The sequence below is a fragment of the Bradyrhizobium sp. SMVTL-02 genome (assembly GCF_051853005.1).
GTDB lineage: Bacteria > Pseudomonadota > Alphaproteobacteria > Rhizobiales > Xanthobacteraceae > Bradyrhizobium.
In genome coordinates this window covers 195576-210440 of the sequence record NZ_CP182469.1, presented here as the reverse complement: position 1 = coordinate 210440, position 14865 = coordinate 195576, and the positions used below count along the sequence as shown (strand labels likewise).

The following is a 14865-nucleotide window of genomic DNA, read 5'->3' as shown; positions in this document are numbered from 1 at the left end:
CATGAATATCGCCAGTGTGCGTCGGCCCATCGTCCCCCCGGCCCCGCCGCGTGCGCCCGACGACATGTCGTTTCTCGGCAAGCTCGCCGTGATCCGACGCAACATGATCGCGACCTGGGGGCAGCGTGCCTACGAGGAGGAGGTCATCCCGGGCCGCTTCGTCCTCCGCAACAGCTTCATCCTGAACCAGCCGGATGCGATCCGGCATGTCCTGCTCACCAATTACGAAAACTACACGCGCACGCCGGCCGGCATCCGCATGCTGCGTCCGGTGCTCGGCGGCGGCCTTCTGATCGCGGAAGGCCACTCATGGACGTTCCAGCGCCGCACGCTCGCGCCGGCGTTCACGCCGCGCGCGACCGCGAACCTCGTTCCGCACATGACCGCGGTGCTCGACGAGACCATCGCCAAGCTCGATGCGCGCACGAGGGAGCCGGTCGATCTACGCGAGATCATGCAGCGCATGACGCTCGAGATCGCCGGCCGCACGATGTTCTCGTTCGGCATGGACCGGCACGGCGCAACGTTGCGCAATTTCGTGATGGAATACGGCGAACGGCTGGGACGGCCGTACTTCCTCGACATGCTGCTGCCGGTGTCCTGGCCGACCCCGATGGATCGTGCCCGCGCCCGCTTCCGCAAGCGCTGGACCGAATTCGTTGCGATGCTGATCGCCGAGCGGCGCAAGATGGGCAAGAAGGACGGCGCGCCGCCGCGCGATTTGTTCGATCTCATGGATGAGGCGCGCGATCCTGAAACCGGCAAAGGCTTTTCCGACGCACAGCTCATCGACGAGGTCGCCACCATGATTCTCGCCGGGCACGAGACCACGGCGACGGCGCTGTTCTGGGCACTCTATCTGCTCGCGCTCGATCCGCAGACGCAGGAGGAAGTCGCCTCCGAGACGCGGGGCGAGCATCTCGACAGCATGGCCGATATCGACCGCCAGAAATTCACCCGCGCCGTGATCGAGGAGACGATGCGGCTCTATCCGCCCGCGTTCCTGGTCGCGCGGGCCGCGCGCGAGAAGGACAATGCGGCCGGCGTCCAGATCGGCAAGGGCGACATCATCATGATCGCGCCGTGGCTGCTGCACCGGCACGAGAAGTTGTGGGATCAGCCGAACGCGTTCATTCCCAAGCGCTTCATGTCGAAAGAGGCGCCAGACCGCTTCGCCTATCTGCCGTTCGGCGCCGGCCCGCGCGTCTGCATCGGCGCGCCGTTTGCGCAGGCCGAATCCGTGCTGGCGCTGGCCCGGCTGATCGGCGCCTTCCGCGTCGAGTTGGCCGACACGACCCCCGTGATTCCGCTTGGCGTCGTCACGACCCAGCCGGATCACTCACCCATGTTCCGCATCACGCGTCGATGACAGGCGATTGCCGGGTCGATGGCGTGATCACGCAAGATAGAGTTACGCCATGAGCGACATTCAGGCCCAGTTTTCCGTTCTGAAGCAGACCGCCGATGCGAAGGTGGTCGATGCGATTGCAGAGCTCATCGAGCACGGCGAGGATCACGAGCTCAATCGCGTCAACGTGCTCGATTTCTCCACGCAGCACAGTCTCGACGAGGAGCACGTGATCTCGGCCTTCCTGCATTCCGCGCGGCTCGGGCTGTTCGATCTCGGCTGGAACGTGCTGTGTCCGGGCTGCGGCGGCGTGCTCGGGGCGCACTCGACCCTGAAGGCGCTCAAGCCCGACGACTATCACTGTGCGCTCTGCGCCTGCGGCTACAAGGCCTCCGTCGACGACCAGGTCGAGGTTTCCTTCACCGTGAATCCGCGCGTCCGGCGCATCGCGGCACATGATCCCGACACGCTTCCGGTGTGGGAATATTTCAAGCAGGTGTTCTGGAGCTCCGGCGTCGACTTCAACAAGGAATCGTTTTCGACGCTCGCCAACGAGGTCACGCTGGATACGATGGAGCTGCCGGCCGGCGAGAAGGCGACCATGTCGCTGCAACTGCCGAGCGACTTCGTCATCATCTTCGAGCCGGTGACGCACGCCGCTCATTTCATCGACGTCCAGGGTGAACCGACCAAGGACCGCCAGCAGCTTGCCATCATGTACAACAAGGTGCAGGCGCCGACCGGGACCACGACGATGCGGCCGGGCCCGCTGCGGCTGTCGCTGGAGAATCAGGCCGGCGTGCGCGTGCTGCCGTCGGTGTTCATCGCGGCCGAGGCGCTTCATCATCTCATCGGCAAGCGCAAGCCGTTCCTCACCGCCAAGCGGATGCTGTCGAACCAGACGTTCCGCGATGTGTTCAAGGCGGACAATCTCAGTCTCGACCAGCGGCTCCAGATCACCTCGCTCACCTTCCTGTTCACCGATCTGAAGGGCTCGACCGCACTCTACGAACGCGTCGGCGATCTCGCCGCCTTCGACCTCGTGCGTGCCCATTTCCACGCGCTGCTCGAGATCATCTCCTCCGAGAAGGGCGCGGTGGTGAAGACCATCGGCGATGCCGTGATGGCGACCTTCGTCCGTCCCGAGCACGCGATCGTCGCGGGCCTGCGGATGCGCGCGGCGATGGACGAGCTCAACAAGCAGCGCGGCACCACCGACCTCATCGTCAAGATCGGCATCCATGAGGGGCCGTGCCTCGCGGTGATGCTCAACGAGCGGCAGGATTATTTCGGCCAGACCGTCAACATCGCCGCGCGCGTGCAGAGCCTGTCGACCGCGCAGGAGATCCACATCACCGGTCCGGTGGCGGATGCACCGGCGGTCGCCGAACTGCTGCAGCAGCGCGAGATCAAGCCGATCCAGAAACAGGCCGCGCTGCGCGGCATCGCCGACAAGATGGTGGTGTACGAGATACCGTGAGGCACAGGAGGGGATTGCCGCACTCTCCGTCATTGCGAGGAGCCCTTGCGACGAACCAATCCAGGCTGTCTCCGCGAAAAGATTCCGGATTGCTTCGCTGCGCCGCGCGCCCAGATTGCCGAAACGTAATACTCGCGCGAAACTGACGGACGTTGCGCCGGTTGAATTTCCCGCTCATATAATGCTCGGTAGCCGCCGCACCCCGCGGCGGCATCGATTTCGGTAGGACCTTATGCTCGACGGCCTGCGCCAATTCATCGCCGACATTGTTGCCCCCCAGGGCGGGGATCGCGCGTTCGGCGACAGCGATTATCGGCTCGCGGCGACCGCGTTGCTGGTCCACGTCGTCTCGCTGGACGGCCGGCCGAGCGCGGCCGAGCAGCGCAAGTTGCACAGCCTGATCGAAAGCCATTTCGGGCTCGATCGCGGCACGGCAGATCGCCTGATCGCCGATGCGACCCAGGTCGAGGGCGATGCGGTCGATCTCTACCATTTCACCAGCGTCATCATGCGCTCGCTCGACGAAGCGGGCCGCAAGCGCATCGTGCAGATGATGTGGGAGCTGGTCTATGCCGACGGCCAGGTCTCTGAGTTCGAGGACAACGTCGTCTGGCGCGCCTCCGATCTGCTCGGCATCTCCCAGCGCGACCGGATCGACCTCAAGCATGCCGTTGCGGAGCGTGCCGGTGGGCAGGTGAAGGACAGTGCCGTCGGCGGTTGATCCGAGCAAACCGGCCGATGGCCGCTTTTGCGGATGACATGACGAAACTTTAATGTGAGCGATGCCTACCCGGATTTGCCCGTAAATTCCCGGGTTTTCTGCTTGCCCTGACCTCCGCTCAACTGGCCATGCGGCCGGCGCCGCTTGCCTGTCGCGCACGGCCTATGCTCTCGTTCCGCGATTGCGGGAACACAAAACTTCAATTCAAGAGACATCGATCGTGACTGAGCGGGTAACGTTGATCACCGGCGCCTCGGCGGGCATTGGGACGGAGCTGGCGCGTGTGTTCGCCGCCAACGGACATCGCGTAGCGCTTACGGCGCGGCGGGCCGACCGGCTGGAGGCGCTCGCCAGCGAGCTCGCCGCCAAGGGCGGCAAGAAGCCGATCGTGATCGCCTGCGATCTTCAGGACGCCGGCGCCGGGGACAAGATCGCCGCAGCGCTCAAAGCCGAGGGCGTCGAGCTCGATCATCTCGTCAACAATGCCGGCTTCGGTGTGTTCGGCGATGCCGTCGAGTGTGACCGCGCCGAGCAGGTCGGCATCGTCGATGTCAACGTGCGGGCATTGACGGATCTGTCGCTGCGCTTTGCCGATCAGCTCGTCAGGAACAAGGGCGGACTTCTGAATGTCGGATCGGTCGCCGGCTTTCTGCCCGGCCCGGGCATGGCCGTCTACTACGCCTCCAAGGCCTATGTGATTTCCCTCACCGAGGCGCTGCGGGCGGAGCTCGCGCCGCGCGGCGTTCGTGTCACCGTCCTTTGCCCGGGGCCGGTGCCCACCGAATTCCAGGCGCGTGCCGGCGTGGGATCCGGGCACAATACCGCGCTTCTCAACGTGTCGGCGCCCGATGTTGCCAGGCAGGCCTATCAGGGCCTGATGGCCAACAAACGGGCAGTGCTGCCAGGTCTCGGCATCAAGATTGTGCCATTCGCGCTGCGGTTCTTTCCGCGCAGCTTCATCCTGTGGGCCACCAGCCGGTTCCAGCGGCAGCGACGCTGAGGCAATTCTGAACGTCCCTAGTGGCCCGGAGCTTGCTCCAGTCCAGGAAGCGTGTGTGCGCAAACTCACACGATGTTAACCATCGCTTAGCTATGCTGGTGGTCTGAACTGATAGCACTCGCAGAGGCCATGTCGTTCCGGACGGACAGGTTTGGTGGCGCAGAAGTGGTGCCCTTCCGAAACAGGGCGCCGAACGCCGCCGCCTCCGAAAACCGGCTGCCGGTCCTGATCGTCCTGCACCAGGAATCCTCGACACCCGGCCGCGTCGGCAATGCGCTGCGCGTGCTCGGCCATCGCCTCGACATCCGCCGTCCCCGCTTCGGCGATCCCCTGCCCGAAACCCTCGACCAGCATGCCGGCGCCGTGTTCTTCGGCGGCCCGATGAGCGCCAACGATCCTGACGACTACATCCGTCGCGAGATTGACTGGATCGAAATTCCGCTGCGCGAACAGCGGCCGTTCCTCGGCATCTGCCTGGGCGCGCAGATGCTGGCGATGCAGCTCGGGGCCCGCGTCGCGCCGCATGCGGAGGCGCTGACCCAGATCGGCTATTACCCCATCCGCCCGACGGCGGCGGGACACGCGCTCTGCCCGGACTGGCCGGCGCAGGTCTATCACTGGCACCGCGAGGGCTTCACGTTGCCCGCCGGTGCCGAACTGCTTGCGGAAGGCGATGACTTTCCCGTCCAGGCCTATCGCGCCGGCAATGCCTTCGGCGTGCAGTTCCATCCTGACGTGACCTACGCGATGATGCATTGCTGGACCACGCGCGGCTACGATGGCCTCAGTGCTCCCGGCGCGCGCGAGCGGCACCATCACTTTGCCGACCGTGCCGTCTATGATGCGGCGGAACGCGCCTGGCTCGATCATTTCATCGACGGCTGGCTGGCGCGCCGGCCGGTGCTGGCGCAAGCCGCCGAGTAACCCGCGCCTTAACGCAGGTCCTTCGCACAAGGCCTTGGCGCAAGTCCTTGGCTCATCGCTGGATATGCTAGGCTCGCTGACAACGAGCGCGCGCAGACGCGTGCCGGCAGATAATGGGAGAGCGCCGTGGCCTACGAACACATTCTCTATGGGGTGAGCGACAGGATCGCGACCATCACGCTCAATCGCCCCGATCGCATGAATGCCTGGACGCCGATCATGGAGCGCGACGTGCGTCATGCAATGGAAACCTCGAACGCCGACGACAATGTCCGTGTCATCGTGCTGACAGGCGCGGGCCGCGCCTTCTGTGCCGGTGCCGACATGGATGCACTGAAGGGCCTCGATCCCGATGACGTCAGGCGCGCATCGAATTTGCCGCCGTTCGACATGAACCGTCGGCCCGACTGGCAGACGCGCTACGGCTTCTATCCATCGATCAAAAAGCCCGTCATCGCCATGCTCAACGGCGCGACCGCCGGCATTGGTCTCGTCCACGCGCTCTATTGCGATTTGCGCTTTGCCGCCGACAACACCGTGTTCACCACGGCCTTCGCGCGGCGCGGACTGATCGCCGAGCATGGCATCAGCTGGATGCTGCCGCGCATCGTCGGCCACGCCAACGCGATGGACCTGTTGCTCTCGGCGCGCCGCGTGTCGAGCGACGAGGCTCTGCGCATCGGACTCGTCAACCGGCTCTGTTCGCCCGAGAAGCTGCGCGAGGAGACCTATGCCTATGCGCGCGATCTCGCCGATTTCGTCTCGCCCAGCGCGATGGCCGTGATCAAGCGCCAGCTCTACGAGGTCCCGTTCCAGACGCTGGCGGAGGCAACGATCGAGGCCAACAGGAGATGATGGTGGCGTTGGCCGGCAGCGACTTCCGCGAGGGCGTGGCAAGCTTCATGGAGAAGCGGCCGCCAAGATTTACGGGCAGGTAGGGGATTCGAGGGAGCCGCGTCGCCCTTCGGGCTACGGCGCGGCAGCCTTCGCTACGAAGCGGCTTGCCGAGCCGAAGCAGGCGTAGCCTGCGAAGGCTGGTGGAGCCAGGCGGGATCGAACCGCCGACCTCGTCATTGCGAACGACGCGCTCTCCCAGCTGAGCTATGGCCCCTTTTGCTGACCGCTCTGGTGAACGCGGCCGACAACCGGGCGCCATTTAAGTCCCTGCCAAGGTCAAGTCAAGGACGGGTGTAACCCGCTTTTAGCCATTTCGCTGCCCGAACTTGACTTGTTTGGGCCGGGGGGAACCGATATCTAGCAAAAGGCGTCACTCCCGACCAAGCCAGAGTTTTTCATAAGCCAGAGGCCTCAAAAGCCATGCGTGCCGTTCTCGACATCGTCATCATCGTGCTCGACCTCTACGTCTGGCTGCTGATCGCCTCCGCGATCCTGTCCTGGCTGATCGCCTTCAACGTCGTGAACACGCGTAACCAGTTCGTGTCGGCGGTGGCTGAGTTCCTGTACCGGATCACCGAGCCGCTACTGGCGCCGATTCGCAATTTCCTGCCCAGCCTTGGCGGTCTCGACATCTCGCCGATCATCCTGATCCTGATCATCATGTTCATCGAGCGGGTGATCCTGTACTACATCTACCCGAACGTGATCTGAGCAGGCTGGAGCCCCTTGATCGCGAAAGAGGCTGGCAAGGAACCCTGGCGTTACGCGGCCTCGGGAATCAGCATCGCGCTGCGGGTGACGCCGCGCGGCGGCCGCGACGACATCGACGGGATCGAGCAACTGGCCGATGGCCGCAGCGTGCTCAAGGTGCGGGTGCGTGCCATTGCCGATGGCGGCGAGGCCAACAAGGCCGTTCTGGTGCTGCTGGCGAAGTCGCTTGGCGTGCCCAAGGCCAGCGTCAGGCTCCTGTCGGGGGCGACGTCTCGGCTGAAGCAGATCGCGGTCGACGGCGATCCGGCGCGGCTGGGCGAAGCCCTGCGCCGGCTCGTCCAGGCCAAAGCAGCGGACGACAAATCGACAGACTGAGGAACTGACATGACCGCTGAGATCATCGATGGAAAAGTCATCGCCGCGGAACTCCGCGCCCGCGTCGCCGACGAAGTCGCCCGGGTCAAGCGCGAGCACAATCTGGTGCCGGGCCTGGCGGTGGTGCTGGTCGGCAACGACCCCGCCAGCGAGGTCTATGTCCGCTCCAAGCACACCCAGACCCAGGCTGCGGGCATGGCCTCGTTCGAGCACAGGCTGCCGGCCGACGTCTCGCAGGCGGACTTGCTGGCCGTCGTCGCGAAACTCAACCGCGATCCTGCCGTGCACGGCATTCTCGTGCAGCTGCCGCTGCCGAAGGGGCTGAACACCGAGGCCGTCATCAACGCCATCGATCCCGCCAAGGACGTCGACGGCCTGCATCCGAACAATGCCGGTCGTCTCGCCGCCGGTTTCGAAGCGCTCTCGCCCTGCACGCCGCTGGGCTCGATCATTTTGACCAAGAGCGTGCACGCCTCACTCGAAGGCATGAACGCCATCGTCATCGGCCGCTCCAACCTGGTCGGCCGTCCACTGGTGCAGTTGCTGTTGAACGAGAATGCCACGGTGACGATCGCGCATTCGCGCTCGCGCGATCTGCCCGGCCTGGTGAAGCGGGCCGACCTGGTCTACGCCGCCGTCGGCAAGGCCGAGATGGTGCGCGGCGACTGGCTGAAGCCCGGTGCAACCGTGATCGACATCGGCATCACCCGGATCCCGAAGGAGGATGGCAAGACGCGCCTCGTCGGCGACGTCGCCTACCAGGAAGCGCTCGGCGTGGCCGGTGCCATCACGCCGGTGCCGGGCGGCGTCGGCCAGATGACGGTGGCATGTCTCCTGGTGAATACGCTCCGCGCGGCGTGTGCGATTGCAGGGCTGCCGAAGCCGGCGGTGTAGGTTTTCTTCACCTCGCCCCGCTTGCGGGGAGAGGTCGGATTGCGAAGCAATCCGGGTGAGGGGGACTCTCCGCGAGAGAGCTGTCACCGTGCTCGCAGAAGCAGCCCCTCACCCAACCCTCTCAGCGCGAGCGAAGCTCGTCGCGGCCCCGTAAGAACGGGGCGAGGGAGCAAACCTTGTCCGGGCCGATGCCTCAGCCCTTCTTCTTCTTCTCGCGCTCGATGCCCTCGAGGATCAGCTTGTGTGCATCCTCCGGGCCGCCCCAGCGCAGGATCTTCACCCACTTGCCCTTCTCGAGATCCTTGTAGTGCTCGAAGAAGTGCTGGATCTGCTGCAGCGTGATGTCGGGCAGGTCGGAGTACGACTTCACCTTGTCATAGCGCTGCGTCAGCTTCGACGACGGCACCGCCAGGATCTTCTCGTCGCCGCCGGCTTCGTCCTCCATGAACAGCACGCCGACCGGGCGCACGCTCATGACGGCGCCGGGGATGATGGCGCGGGTGTTGATGATCAGCACATCGCAGGGGTCGCCATCGTCGGACAGCGTGTGCGGGATGAAGCCGTAGTTACCGGGGTAACGCATCGGCGTGTACAGGAAGCGGTCGACCACCAGCGTGCCGGCCTCCTTGTCCATCTCGTACTTGATCGGTTCGCCGCCCACGGGGACTTCGATGATGACGTTGACGTCGTGGGGGACGTTTTTTCCGATCGAGACCGCATCGATACGCATTCAAGGCTCCGTTGTTGCCGAGGTTAAATCGCGCCCGGCAGCGATTTTGGCGCTGTCATACGCGGGCTTGGCCCGCCAATCCATCGCGTTTTTGTGAAATAATGAATCCAGCGATCACCGGCGCAAGGGGCGGGCGGTATCGCGGGAAAGGAAAGCGCTACCGGCTGGGCTTCAGCAGCTCAATTGGTCCAGGCGAAGGCAACCTTGTCGAGCGACTTCGGCCCGAAACGCTCCGAGGAGCGCGCCACCATGCGGCCGCCCAGGGCACGGTAGAACTCGGTCGCAGGATCGTTGTCCGAGAGCGCCCATACCACCATGCTCTTCAGGCCGCTCTGCATCAGGTCGCGCCGGGCTGCGGCGAACAGGCGGCGGCCGAAGCCGAGACCCTGGAATTCGGGACGGAGATAAAGTTCGTAGATCTCCCCGTCGAAGTGCAGGCTGCGCGCGCGGTTGCGACCATAGTTCGCATAGCCCGCGATCTTGTCGCCGAACACCAGCACGCTGACGCGGCTGCCCTTGCGGATCGCGCTGTCCCACCACTGCGGACCACGGCGGTTGATCAGCTTCTCCAGCTCGGCGCCGGGAATGATGCCCTGATAGGCCGAGCGCCAGGCTTCGTCATGGGTCGATGCCACCGCAGTTGCATCTGCAGCTTTGGCCGGCCGGACCTCGATCAGGGTTGTGCTCATGGACGCGATCAAACCAAGTCGCCGCGCCGGCGGCAAGACCTATCGTTAATTATCGGTTAACCTGTGGACTTTCTGCATCAGTATTATGGCCATGTTGTCCCGAAAGAGAACAAGGCGCTGCCTTCAACGGCAACCGGCTGCTACGCGCCGGTGCAAAACTGCGTTGCAGCAACCAATGAACGGCAATTGCAACGCAGAAAGTCCGCCCAGAATGATTCGTTCCTACTAGTCTGGTGCTGTCCGTGCTCGCCTTTGGCCATTCATGCGGCTCTTCAACATCCCTGCACTCTTGCCTCTGCTGGCCCTGCTGACCGCGTCCCCTCTGTGCGCTCAGGTCACGTTCGGTGCATCGGGCGCGGAAGGCGAGCCGTTTCGCCGGCAGGCGTGGAATCTGCCCTCGCCGGACGCTGCTATCGCCGCGCATGCGCTGCTGTTTCGTCCCGCTGGTACCGGTCCATTCCGCGTTGCGGTCATCGCGCATGCCTCGACGCAGAACGCGTTGCGTCGCGCGCAGATGTCGCAACCGGAATACCGCGCGCTCGCGGCGTTCCTCGTCGCGCGCGGGTTTGCCGTGCTGGTGCCGGAGCGGCTCGGTCACGGTGCGACGGGCGGCCGTTACGTCGAAGACCAGGGCGGCTGCGACGAGCCGGACTATCTGCGTTCCGGCCGTGCGACGGCCGAAGAAATTTCGCTCGCGCTGGATCATGTGCGCAAGCAGGATTTCATCCGCAAGGATGCCGCGATCGTCATCGGCCATTCCGCCGGTGGATGGGGTGCGCTGGCGCTCAGCAATGCCGATCCAAAAGCGATTTCCGCCATCGTCGCGTTCGCGCCGGGGCGCGGCGGCCGCGCGAATGACGAGCCGAACCGGATCTGTGCGCCACAGGCGCTTCTGGCGGCGGCGACCGAATTCGGCAGGTCGGCGCGCATTCCCGTCACATGGTTCGCCGCGAGCAATGACAGCTATTTTGCGGCGGCATTCTCGAAGTCGTTGGCAGATGCCTTCCGCAGCACGGGCGGCAAAGTCGATTTCCGCGTGTTGCCTGCGGTTGGCAGCGAAGGGCACTGGATGATCGAGACTGAAGCCGGGGTGAAAGCTGCAGCCGCCGAGCTCGAACGTGCGCTGAACCCGTCGAAACCAATGGCGACCAAGAAACCATGACACCGCACCGCGGCGGTCGGGCTCGTGGCGGGCATTGTGGCTTCGCTCGGCTCCATGGTGGCGCCGGTCGCGCTCCTGATGCTGGATAATTTCGAGCGAAGTGGATCCCGGTTTGCGTGAAGAAACGCGTCAAAGAGAGAGAAGCTGATGCGTAAGTGGCCCGACGACGATTTGATCCTGTTCGACGGCGTCTGCATCTTCTGCTCGCGCTGGGTGCGCTTCGTCGCCAAGCGCGACACGGCGAAGCGGTTTCGCTTCACGCCGATCCAGTCGGACTATGGCGCGCGTTTGGCGGGCACATTCGGCATCGACCCCGGCGACCCCGATACCAACGCCGTGGTCCATGGCGGCGAAGTCTTCATGAAGTCGGATGCCGCGCTGACGGTGCTGTCACAACTCCCCGGCTGGGGCTGGGTGCGGATGCTGTTGGCCGTGCCGAAGCCGCTGCGGGACCCCGTCTACAGCCTGATCGCGCGCAACCGCTATCGCATTTTTGGGAAATACGATGCGTGTTTAGTGCCTGACGCGGACCTGCGGGCGCGGGTGATTGAGTAGTTCGTCATTGCGAGCGCAGCGAAGCAATCCAGACTTCCACCGCGGAAAGATCCTGGATTGGTTCGCTGCGCTCGCAATGACGGAGTGTGGTGCTACGGCTTGCCCAGCGCCGCCAGCACTTCCTTCGCCGCGCGCTCTCCACTGTCCCGCGCGCCATGCGCCGTCGTGAAGAAGGTCGGCGACGTCGCTTCGCCCGCGAAGAACAGCCGGTCATCCGCGGGCGCGGCCAGCAAGGCGCGGTCGCCTGCGTGCCCAGGCAGCGCGTGCGAATACGATCCCCGCGCGTAGGGATCGCGTGCCCAGCGCGACTCGTACAGCGGCTTCAGCTTGCGCCTGATATCGTTGCCGAGAAAGCCCGTGATCTCGTCGATGCTGTGCGCGGCGATGGCGCCTTCGCCGGAATCTTCCAGCGCGCGGGCGAAGCTGCCGCCGAAGAAGCCTTCGATACAGGGCTGGCCGAACGGGCGGATGTGATAGGTGCCCATCTCCGTGCGCATGGTGGCGCCGCGCAAATTGCCTTCTTTCGGGAAGGCTTCGGCATCCTCGAGCGCCAGCGTCACCTTGTCGTCGACGCCGAGCGGCAGGCCGGCTGCGGCATCGACCTTGGCGGGGAGCGGCGGCGAGAAGCGGATCGCCTCATCGGCGATCAGATTTGTCGGGACGGTGACGATCACTTTGCCGGCATCCAGCGTGCCCTGCGATGTCTCCATGCGGATGCGTTTGCCGGAATGATCGACCAGCGTCACGTTGCAGTTCAGCGCCACCGGGCAGGGCGCGCCATAGGCCGCAACCAGGGCGCCATAGCCGCGGCGGACGCGCCAGTTGAGGCCCGTGTCCTGATAGGCGTCCCAGTCCAGTGTCGACATGTTCTTGAGTTCGCAGCCGTTGATATAGGTCGAGATCGCATCGATCATCGGATTCCAGCGATTGCCGGCCTCGAGACTGAGGCTCGCGGGCTCGTCCTTCCCCTTTTTTGCGGCCTGCCAGAGACGTCCATAGAACGCGTCCATCGCGCGCATGAAATCGTCGCGCTCGCTTTGCGGAAAGGCATTGCCGTAGGCGCGCTCGCGCCAGGGCGGCAGGTCCTTGTTGAGCTCGAAATCGAGTTGCCTTGCGATCGTCGCGAAGGAATTCTGGTCCGCCGAATGCAGCCAGCCGCAGCCGACGTCGAAGGTCACCTCGGGCGAGGCCTGCACGGTCCAGGCCCGCCCGCCGAGCCTGTTACGCGCCTCCAGCACGATCATCGAGAGGCCGGAGCCATCAAGCGCATGCGCCGCGCCGAGGCCGGCGGCACCGGCGCCGATGATCGCGACGTCCACGGAGGAGGGGAAGGGCATGGACGGGCTCTAGCACGTTCGGGAAGAGTGCTGAAGCCGCCGCGCGTCGGCTCTCGTCACCCGCGAAAGCGGGTGATCCAGTATTCCAGAGGCAGCCATGATAGAGCCGCAGCGTACTGGATGCCCCGGTCCCGTCTCCGCCAAGGCTACGCCGGGGCCACAAGGCTGCTCGGCCCGCCGGAGCTTTAGCGAAGGCGGGAGCGAGAGCGGTGGCCTTACGCCACCGCTTCCTTGGCCTTTTCCGCGCGCTTGCGCTCGTTCGGGTCGAGGTGCTTCTTGCGCAGGCGGATCGACTTCGGGGTGACCTCGACGAGCTCGTCGTCCTCGATATAGGCGAGCGCCTTTTCCAGCGTCATGCGGATCGGCGGGGTCAGGCGGACGGCTTCGTCCTTCGAGGTCGTGCGGATGTTGGTGAGCTGCTTGCCCTTGAGCACGTTGATCTCGAGATCGTTGTCGCGGGTGTGCTCGCCGACGATCATGCCCTTGTAGACCTTCCAGCCCGGCTCGATCATCATCGGGCCGCGGTCCTCCAGCTTGAACATGGCGTAGGCCACCGCTTCGCCCTGGTCATTGGAGATCAAGACGCCGTTGCGGCGGCCCTGGATCTCGCCCTTGTACGGCGCATAGCCGTGGAACAGGCGGTTCATGATCGCGGTGCCGCGGGTGTCGGTGAGCAGTTCGCCCTGATAGCCGATCAGGCCGCGGGTCGGCGCGTAGAATACCAGACGCTGGCGGTTGCCGCCCGACGGCTTCATCTCGATCAGCTCGGACTTGCGCTCGCTCATCTTCTGCACGACGACGCCGGAATGCTCCTCGTCGACGTCGATCACGACCTCCTCGATCGGCTCCATGGTGGCGCCGGTCGCCTCGTCCTTCTGGAACACGACGCGCGGACGCGACACCGAGAGCTCGAAACCTTCGCGGCGCATGGTCTCGATCAGGATCGCGAGCTGGAGTTCGCCGCGGCCGGACACTTCCATCGCGTCCTTGTCGGCGGATTCGACGACGCGCAGCGCGACATTGCCTTCGGCCTCGCGGAGCAGACGGTCGCGGATCATGCGGCTCGTCACCTTGTCGCCTTCGGTGCCGGCGAGCGGCGAGTTGTTGACGATGAACGACATCGACACGGTCGGCGGATCGATCGGCTGCGCCGGCAGCGGCACCTCGACGGCCGGATCGCAGAAGGTGTCGGCGACGGTGCCCTTGGTGAGGCCCGCAATCGCGACGATGTCGCCGGCTTCGGCTTCATCGAGCGGGGTGCGCTCGAGGCCGCGGAACGCCAGGATCTTGGTGATGCGCCCGGACTCGACCAGCTTGCCCTCGGCGTTCAGCACCTTGACCTGCTGGTTCGGCTTGAGCAATCCGGAGGAGATTCGGCCGGTGATGATGCGGCCGAGATAGGGGTTGGCTTCCAGGATGGTGCCGATCATCTTGAACGGACCTTCCTCGACCTTGGGCGGCGCGACGTGGCGCAGGATCAGGTCGAACAGCGGCTCCATGCCCTTGTCCTTCGGACCCTCGGGGCTCTCGGCCATCCAGCCCTGCTTGGCCGACCCGTAGAGGATCGGGAAGTCGAGCTGCTCCTCGCTGGCGTCGAGCGCCGCGAACAGGTCGAACACCTCGTTGATGACTTCGGTCGGGCGCGCGTCCGGGCGGTCGACCTTGTTGATGACGACGATCGGCTTGAGACCGACCTTGAGGGCCTTGGAGACCACGAACTTGGTCTGCGGCAGCGGACCTTCGGCGGCGTCGACCAGCACCAGGGCGCCGTCCACCATGTTGAGGATGCGCTCGACCTCGCCGCCGAAATCGGCGTGTCCGGGGGTGTCGACGATGTTGATGCGGGTGTCCTTCCACTGCACCGAGGCCGCCTTGGCCAGAATGGTGATGCCGCGCTCGCGCTCCAGGTCGTTGGAGTCCATGGCGCGATCCGTCACCTTCTGGTTCTCGCGGAACGTGCCGGACTGCTGGAGGAGCTTGTCGACGAGGGTCGTCTTGCCGTGGTCGACGTGGGCGATGATGGCGACGTTGCGAAGGTTCAT

The 14865-nt window shown here is 64.9% G+C and carries 14 protein-coding genes, 1 tRNA gene and 1 pseudogene; 11 read left to right on the top strand and 5 right to left on the bottom strand.

Annotation, left to right across the window (positions count from 1 at the left end):
- The first annotated feature begins 1 nt into the window (after position 1).
- The 6 genes and pseudogenes from ACNJYB_RS00955 to ACNJYB_RS00930 all read left to right on the top strand — a co-directional run bounded on the left by ACNJYB_RS00955 (position 2) and on the right by ACNJYB_RS00930 (position 6411).
- Complete coding sequence (locus tag ACNJYB_RS00955) at positions 2-1369, top strand: cytochrome P450 (RefSeq protein ID WP_439372291.1); 1368 nt, start codon at positions 2-4, stop codon at positions 1367-1369.
- A gap of 49 nt (positions 1370-1418) precedes the next feature.
- Positions 1419-2828 (top strand): adenylate/guanylate cyclase domain-containing protein, encoded by a 1410-nt coding sequence (locus ACNJYB_RS00950; RefSeq protein ID WP_439372290.1) that lies wholly within the window; start codon positions 1419-1421, stop codon positions 2826-2828.
- Positions 2829-3060: 232 nt separating this feature from the next.
- A complete protein-coding gene (locus ACNJYB_RS00945) occupies positions 3061-3549 on the top strand; it encodes a TerB family tellurite resistance protein (protein ID WP_439372289.1) in 489 nt (162 codons plus the stop codon).
- Positions 3550-3769: 220 nt separating this feature from the next.
- Positions 3770-4549: an SDR family NAD(P)-dependent oxidoreductase gene (locus tag ACNJYB_RS00940; protein ID WP_439372288.1), complete on the top strand. Its 780-nt coding sequence runs from the start codon at positions 3770-3772 to the stop codon at positions 4547-4549.
- Positions 4550-4678: 129 nt separating this feature from the next.
- Positions 4679-5473, top strand: a complete 795-nt coding sequence (locus ACNJYB_RS00935; RefSeq protein WP_439372287.1) for a glutamine amidotransferase — start codon at positions 4679-4681, stop codon at positions 5471-5473.
- 126 nt (positions 5474-5599) lie between these two features.
- A pseudogene (locus tag ACNJYB_RS00930) lies at positions 5600-6411 on the top strand (enoyl-CoA hydratase).
- 97 nt (positions 6412-6508) lie between these two features.
- On the opposite strand, the gene ACNJYB_RS00925 reads toward ACNJYB_RS00930, so the two are convergent.
- Positions 6509-6584: transfer RNA gene (locus ACNJYB_RS00925), tRNA-Ala, on the bottom strand.
- Between the two features lie 206 nt (positions 6585-6790).
- Between ACNJYB_RS00925 and ACNJYB_RS00920 the strand changes: the two genes are divergently transcribed.
- Genes ACNJYB_RS00920 through ACNJYB_RS00910 form a run of 3 tightly spaced genes read left to right on the top strand, consistent with a single transcriptional unit; the run spans position 6791 to position 8350 of the window.
- On the top strand, positions 6791-7081 hold the full coding sequence (locus ACNJYB_RS00920) for a YggT family protein (protein ID WP_018645113.1): 291 nt from the start codon (positions 6791-6793) through the stop codon (positions 7079-7081).
- 15 nt (positions 7082-7096) lie between these two features.
- Positions 7097-7456 carry a DUF167 domain-containing protein gene (locus tag ACNJYB_RS00915; protein WP_439372286.1) on the top strand — a complete coding sequence of 120 codons (360 nt, stop codon included), beginning with the start codon at positions 7097-7099 and terminating at the stop codon, positions 7454-7456.
- Between the two features lie 9 nt (positions 7457-7465).
- Positions 7466-8350 carry a bifunctional methylenetetrahydrofolate dehydrogenase/methenyltetrahydrofolate cyclohydrolase gene (locus tag ACNJYB_RS00910; protein ID WP_439372285.1) on the top strand — a complete coding sequence of 295 codons (885 nt, stop codon included), beginning with the start codon at positions 7466-7468 and terminating at the stop codon, positions 8348-8350.
- A gap of 193 nt (positions 8351-8543) precedes the next feature.
- Here ACNJYB_RS00910 and ppa read toward each other — a convergent pair whose 3' ends face one another.
- Positions 8544-9080 carry an inorganic diphosphatase gene (ppa, locus tag ACNJYB_RS00905; protein ID WP_247299836.1) on the bottom strand — a complete coding sequence of 179 codons (537 nt, stop codon included), beginning with the start codon at positions 9078-9080 and terminating at the stop codon, positions 8544-8546.
- A 179-nt stretch (positions 9081-9259) separates the two neighbouring features.
- On the bottom strand, positions 9260-9769 hold the full coding sequence (locus ACNJYB_RS00900) for a GNAT family N-acetyltransferase (protein WP_008136728.1): 510 nt from the start codon (positions 9767-9769) through the stop codon (positions 9260-9262).
- Positions 9770-10031: 262 nt separating this feature from the next.
- Here ACNJYB_RS00900 and ACNJYB_RS00895 point away from each other — a divergent pair, with 262 nt between their 5' ends.
- Together ACNJYB_RS00895 and ACNJYB_RS00890 are read left to right on the top strand one after the other, a co-directional pair.
- The gene (locus ACNJYB_RS00895; RefSeq protein ID WP_439372284.1) at positions 10032-10931 is read left to right on the top strand and encodes an alpha/beta hydrolase family protein; all 900 of its coding nucleotides are present in this window, start codon (positions 10032-10034) and stop codon (positions 10929-10931) included.
- A 147-nt stretch (positions 10932-11078) separates the two neighbouring features.
- Complete coding sequence (locus ACNJYB_RS00890) at positions 11079-11486, top strand: thiol-disulfide oxidoreductase DCC family protein (protein ID WP_439372283.1); 408 nt, start codon at positions 11079-11081, stop codon at positions 11484-11486.
- Positions 11487-11578: 92 nt separating this feature from the next.
- Here the strand turns inward: ACNJYB_RS00890 and ACNJYB_RS00885 are convergent, their stop codons facing one another.
- On the bottom strand, positions 11579-12823 hold the full coding sequence (locus ACNJYB_RS00885; protein WP_439372282.1) for a flavin monoamine oxidase family protein: 1245 nt from the start codon (positions 12821-12823) through the stop codon (positions 11579-11581).
- A gap of 215 nt (positions 12824-13038) precedes the next feature.
- Positions 13039-14865: a translational GTPase TypA gene (gene typA, locus ACNJYB_RS00880; protein WP_439372281.1), complete on the bottom strand. Its 1827-nt coding sequence runs from the start codon at positions 14863-14865 to the stop codon at positions 13039-13041.

Bases quoted from the DNA above. Each gene is read 5' to 3' on its own strand.
- ACNJYB_RS00955 (WP_439372291.1), top strand. From the start codon at position 2: ATGAATATCGCCAGTGTGCGTCGGCCCATCGTCCCCCCGGCCCCGCCG.
- ACNJYB_RS00895 (WP_439372284.1), top strand. From the start codon at position 10,032: ATGCGGCTCTTCAACATCCCTGCACTCTTGCCTCTGCTGGCCCTGCTG.
- ACNJYB_RS00900 (WP_008136728.1), bottom strand. From the start codon at position 9,769: ATGAGCACAACCCTGATCGAGGTCCGGCCGGCCAAAGCTGCAGATGCA.
- ACNJYB_RS00945 (WP_439372289.1), top strand. From the start codon at position 3,061: ATGCTCGACGGCCTGCGCCAATTCATCGCCGACATTGTTGCCCCCCAG.
- ACNJYB_RS00910 (WP_439372285.1), top strand. From the start codon at position 7,466: ATGACCGCTGAGATCATCGATGGAAAAGTCATCGCCGCGGAACTCCGC.
- ACNJYB_RS00920 (WP_018645113.1), top strand. From the start codon at position 6,791: ATGCGTGCCGTTCTCGACATCGTCATCATCGTGCTCGACCTCTACGTC.
- ACNJYB_RS00885 (WP_439372282.1), bottom strand. From the start codon at position 12,823: ATGCCCTTCCCCTCCTCCGTGGACGTCGCGATCATCGGCGCCGGTGCC.
- typA (WP_439372281.1), bottom strand. From the start codon at position 14,865: ATGAACCTTCGCAACGTCGCCATCATCGCCCACGTCGACCACGGCAAG.
- ACNJYB_RS00935 (WP_439372287.1), top strand. From the start codon at position 4,679: ATGTCGTTCCGGACGGACAGGTTTGGTGGCGCAGAAGTGGTGCCCTTC.
- ACNJYB_RS00950 (WP_439372290.1), top strand. From the start codon at position 1,419: ATGAGCGACATTCAGGCCCAGTTTTCCGTTCTGAAGCAGACCGCCGAT.
- ppa (WP_247299836.1), bottom strand. From the start codon at position 9,080: ATGCGTATCGATGCGGTCTCGATCGGAAAAAACGTCCCCCACGACGTC.
- ACNJYB_RS00890 (WP_439372283.1), top strand. From the start codon at position 11,079: ATGCGTAAGTGGCCCGACGACGATTTGATCCTGTTCGACGGCGTCTGC.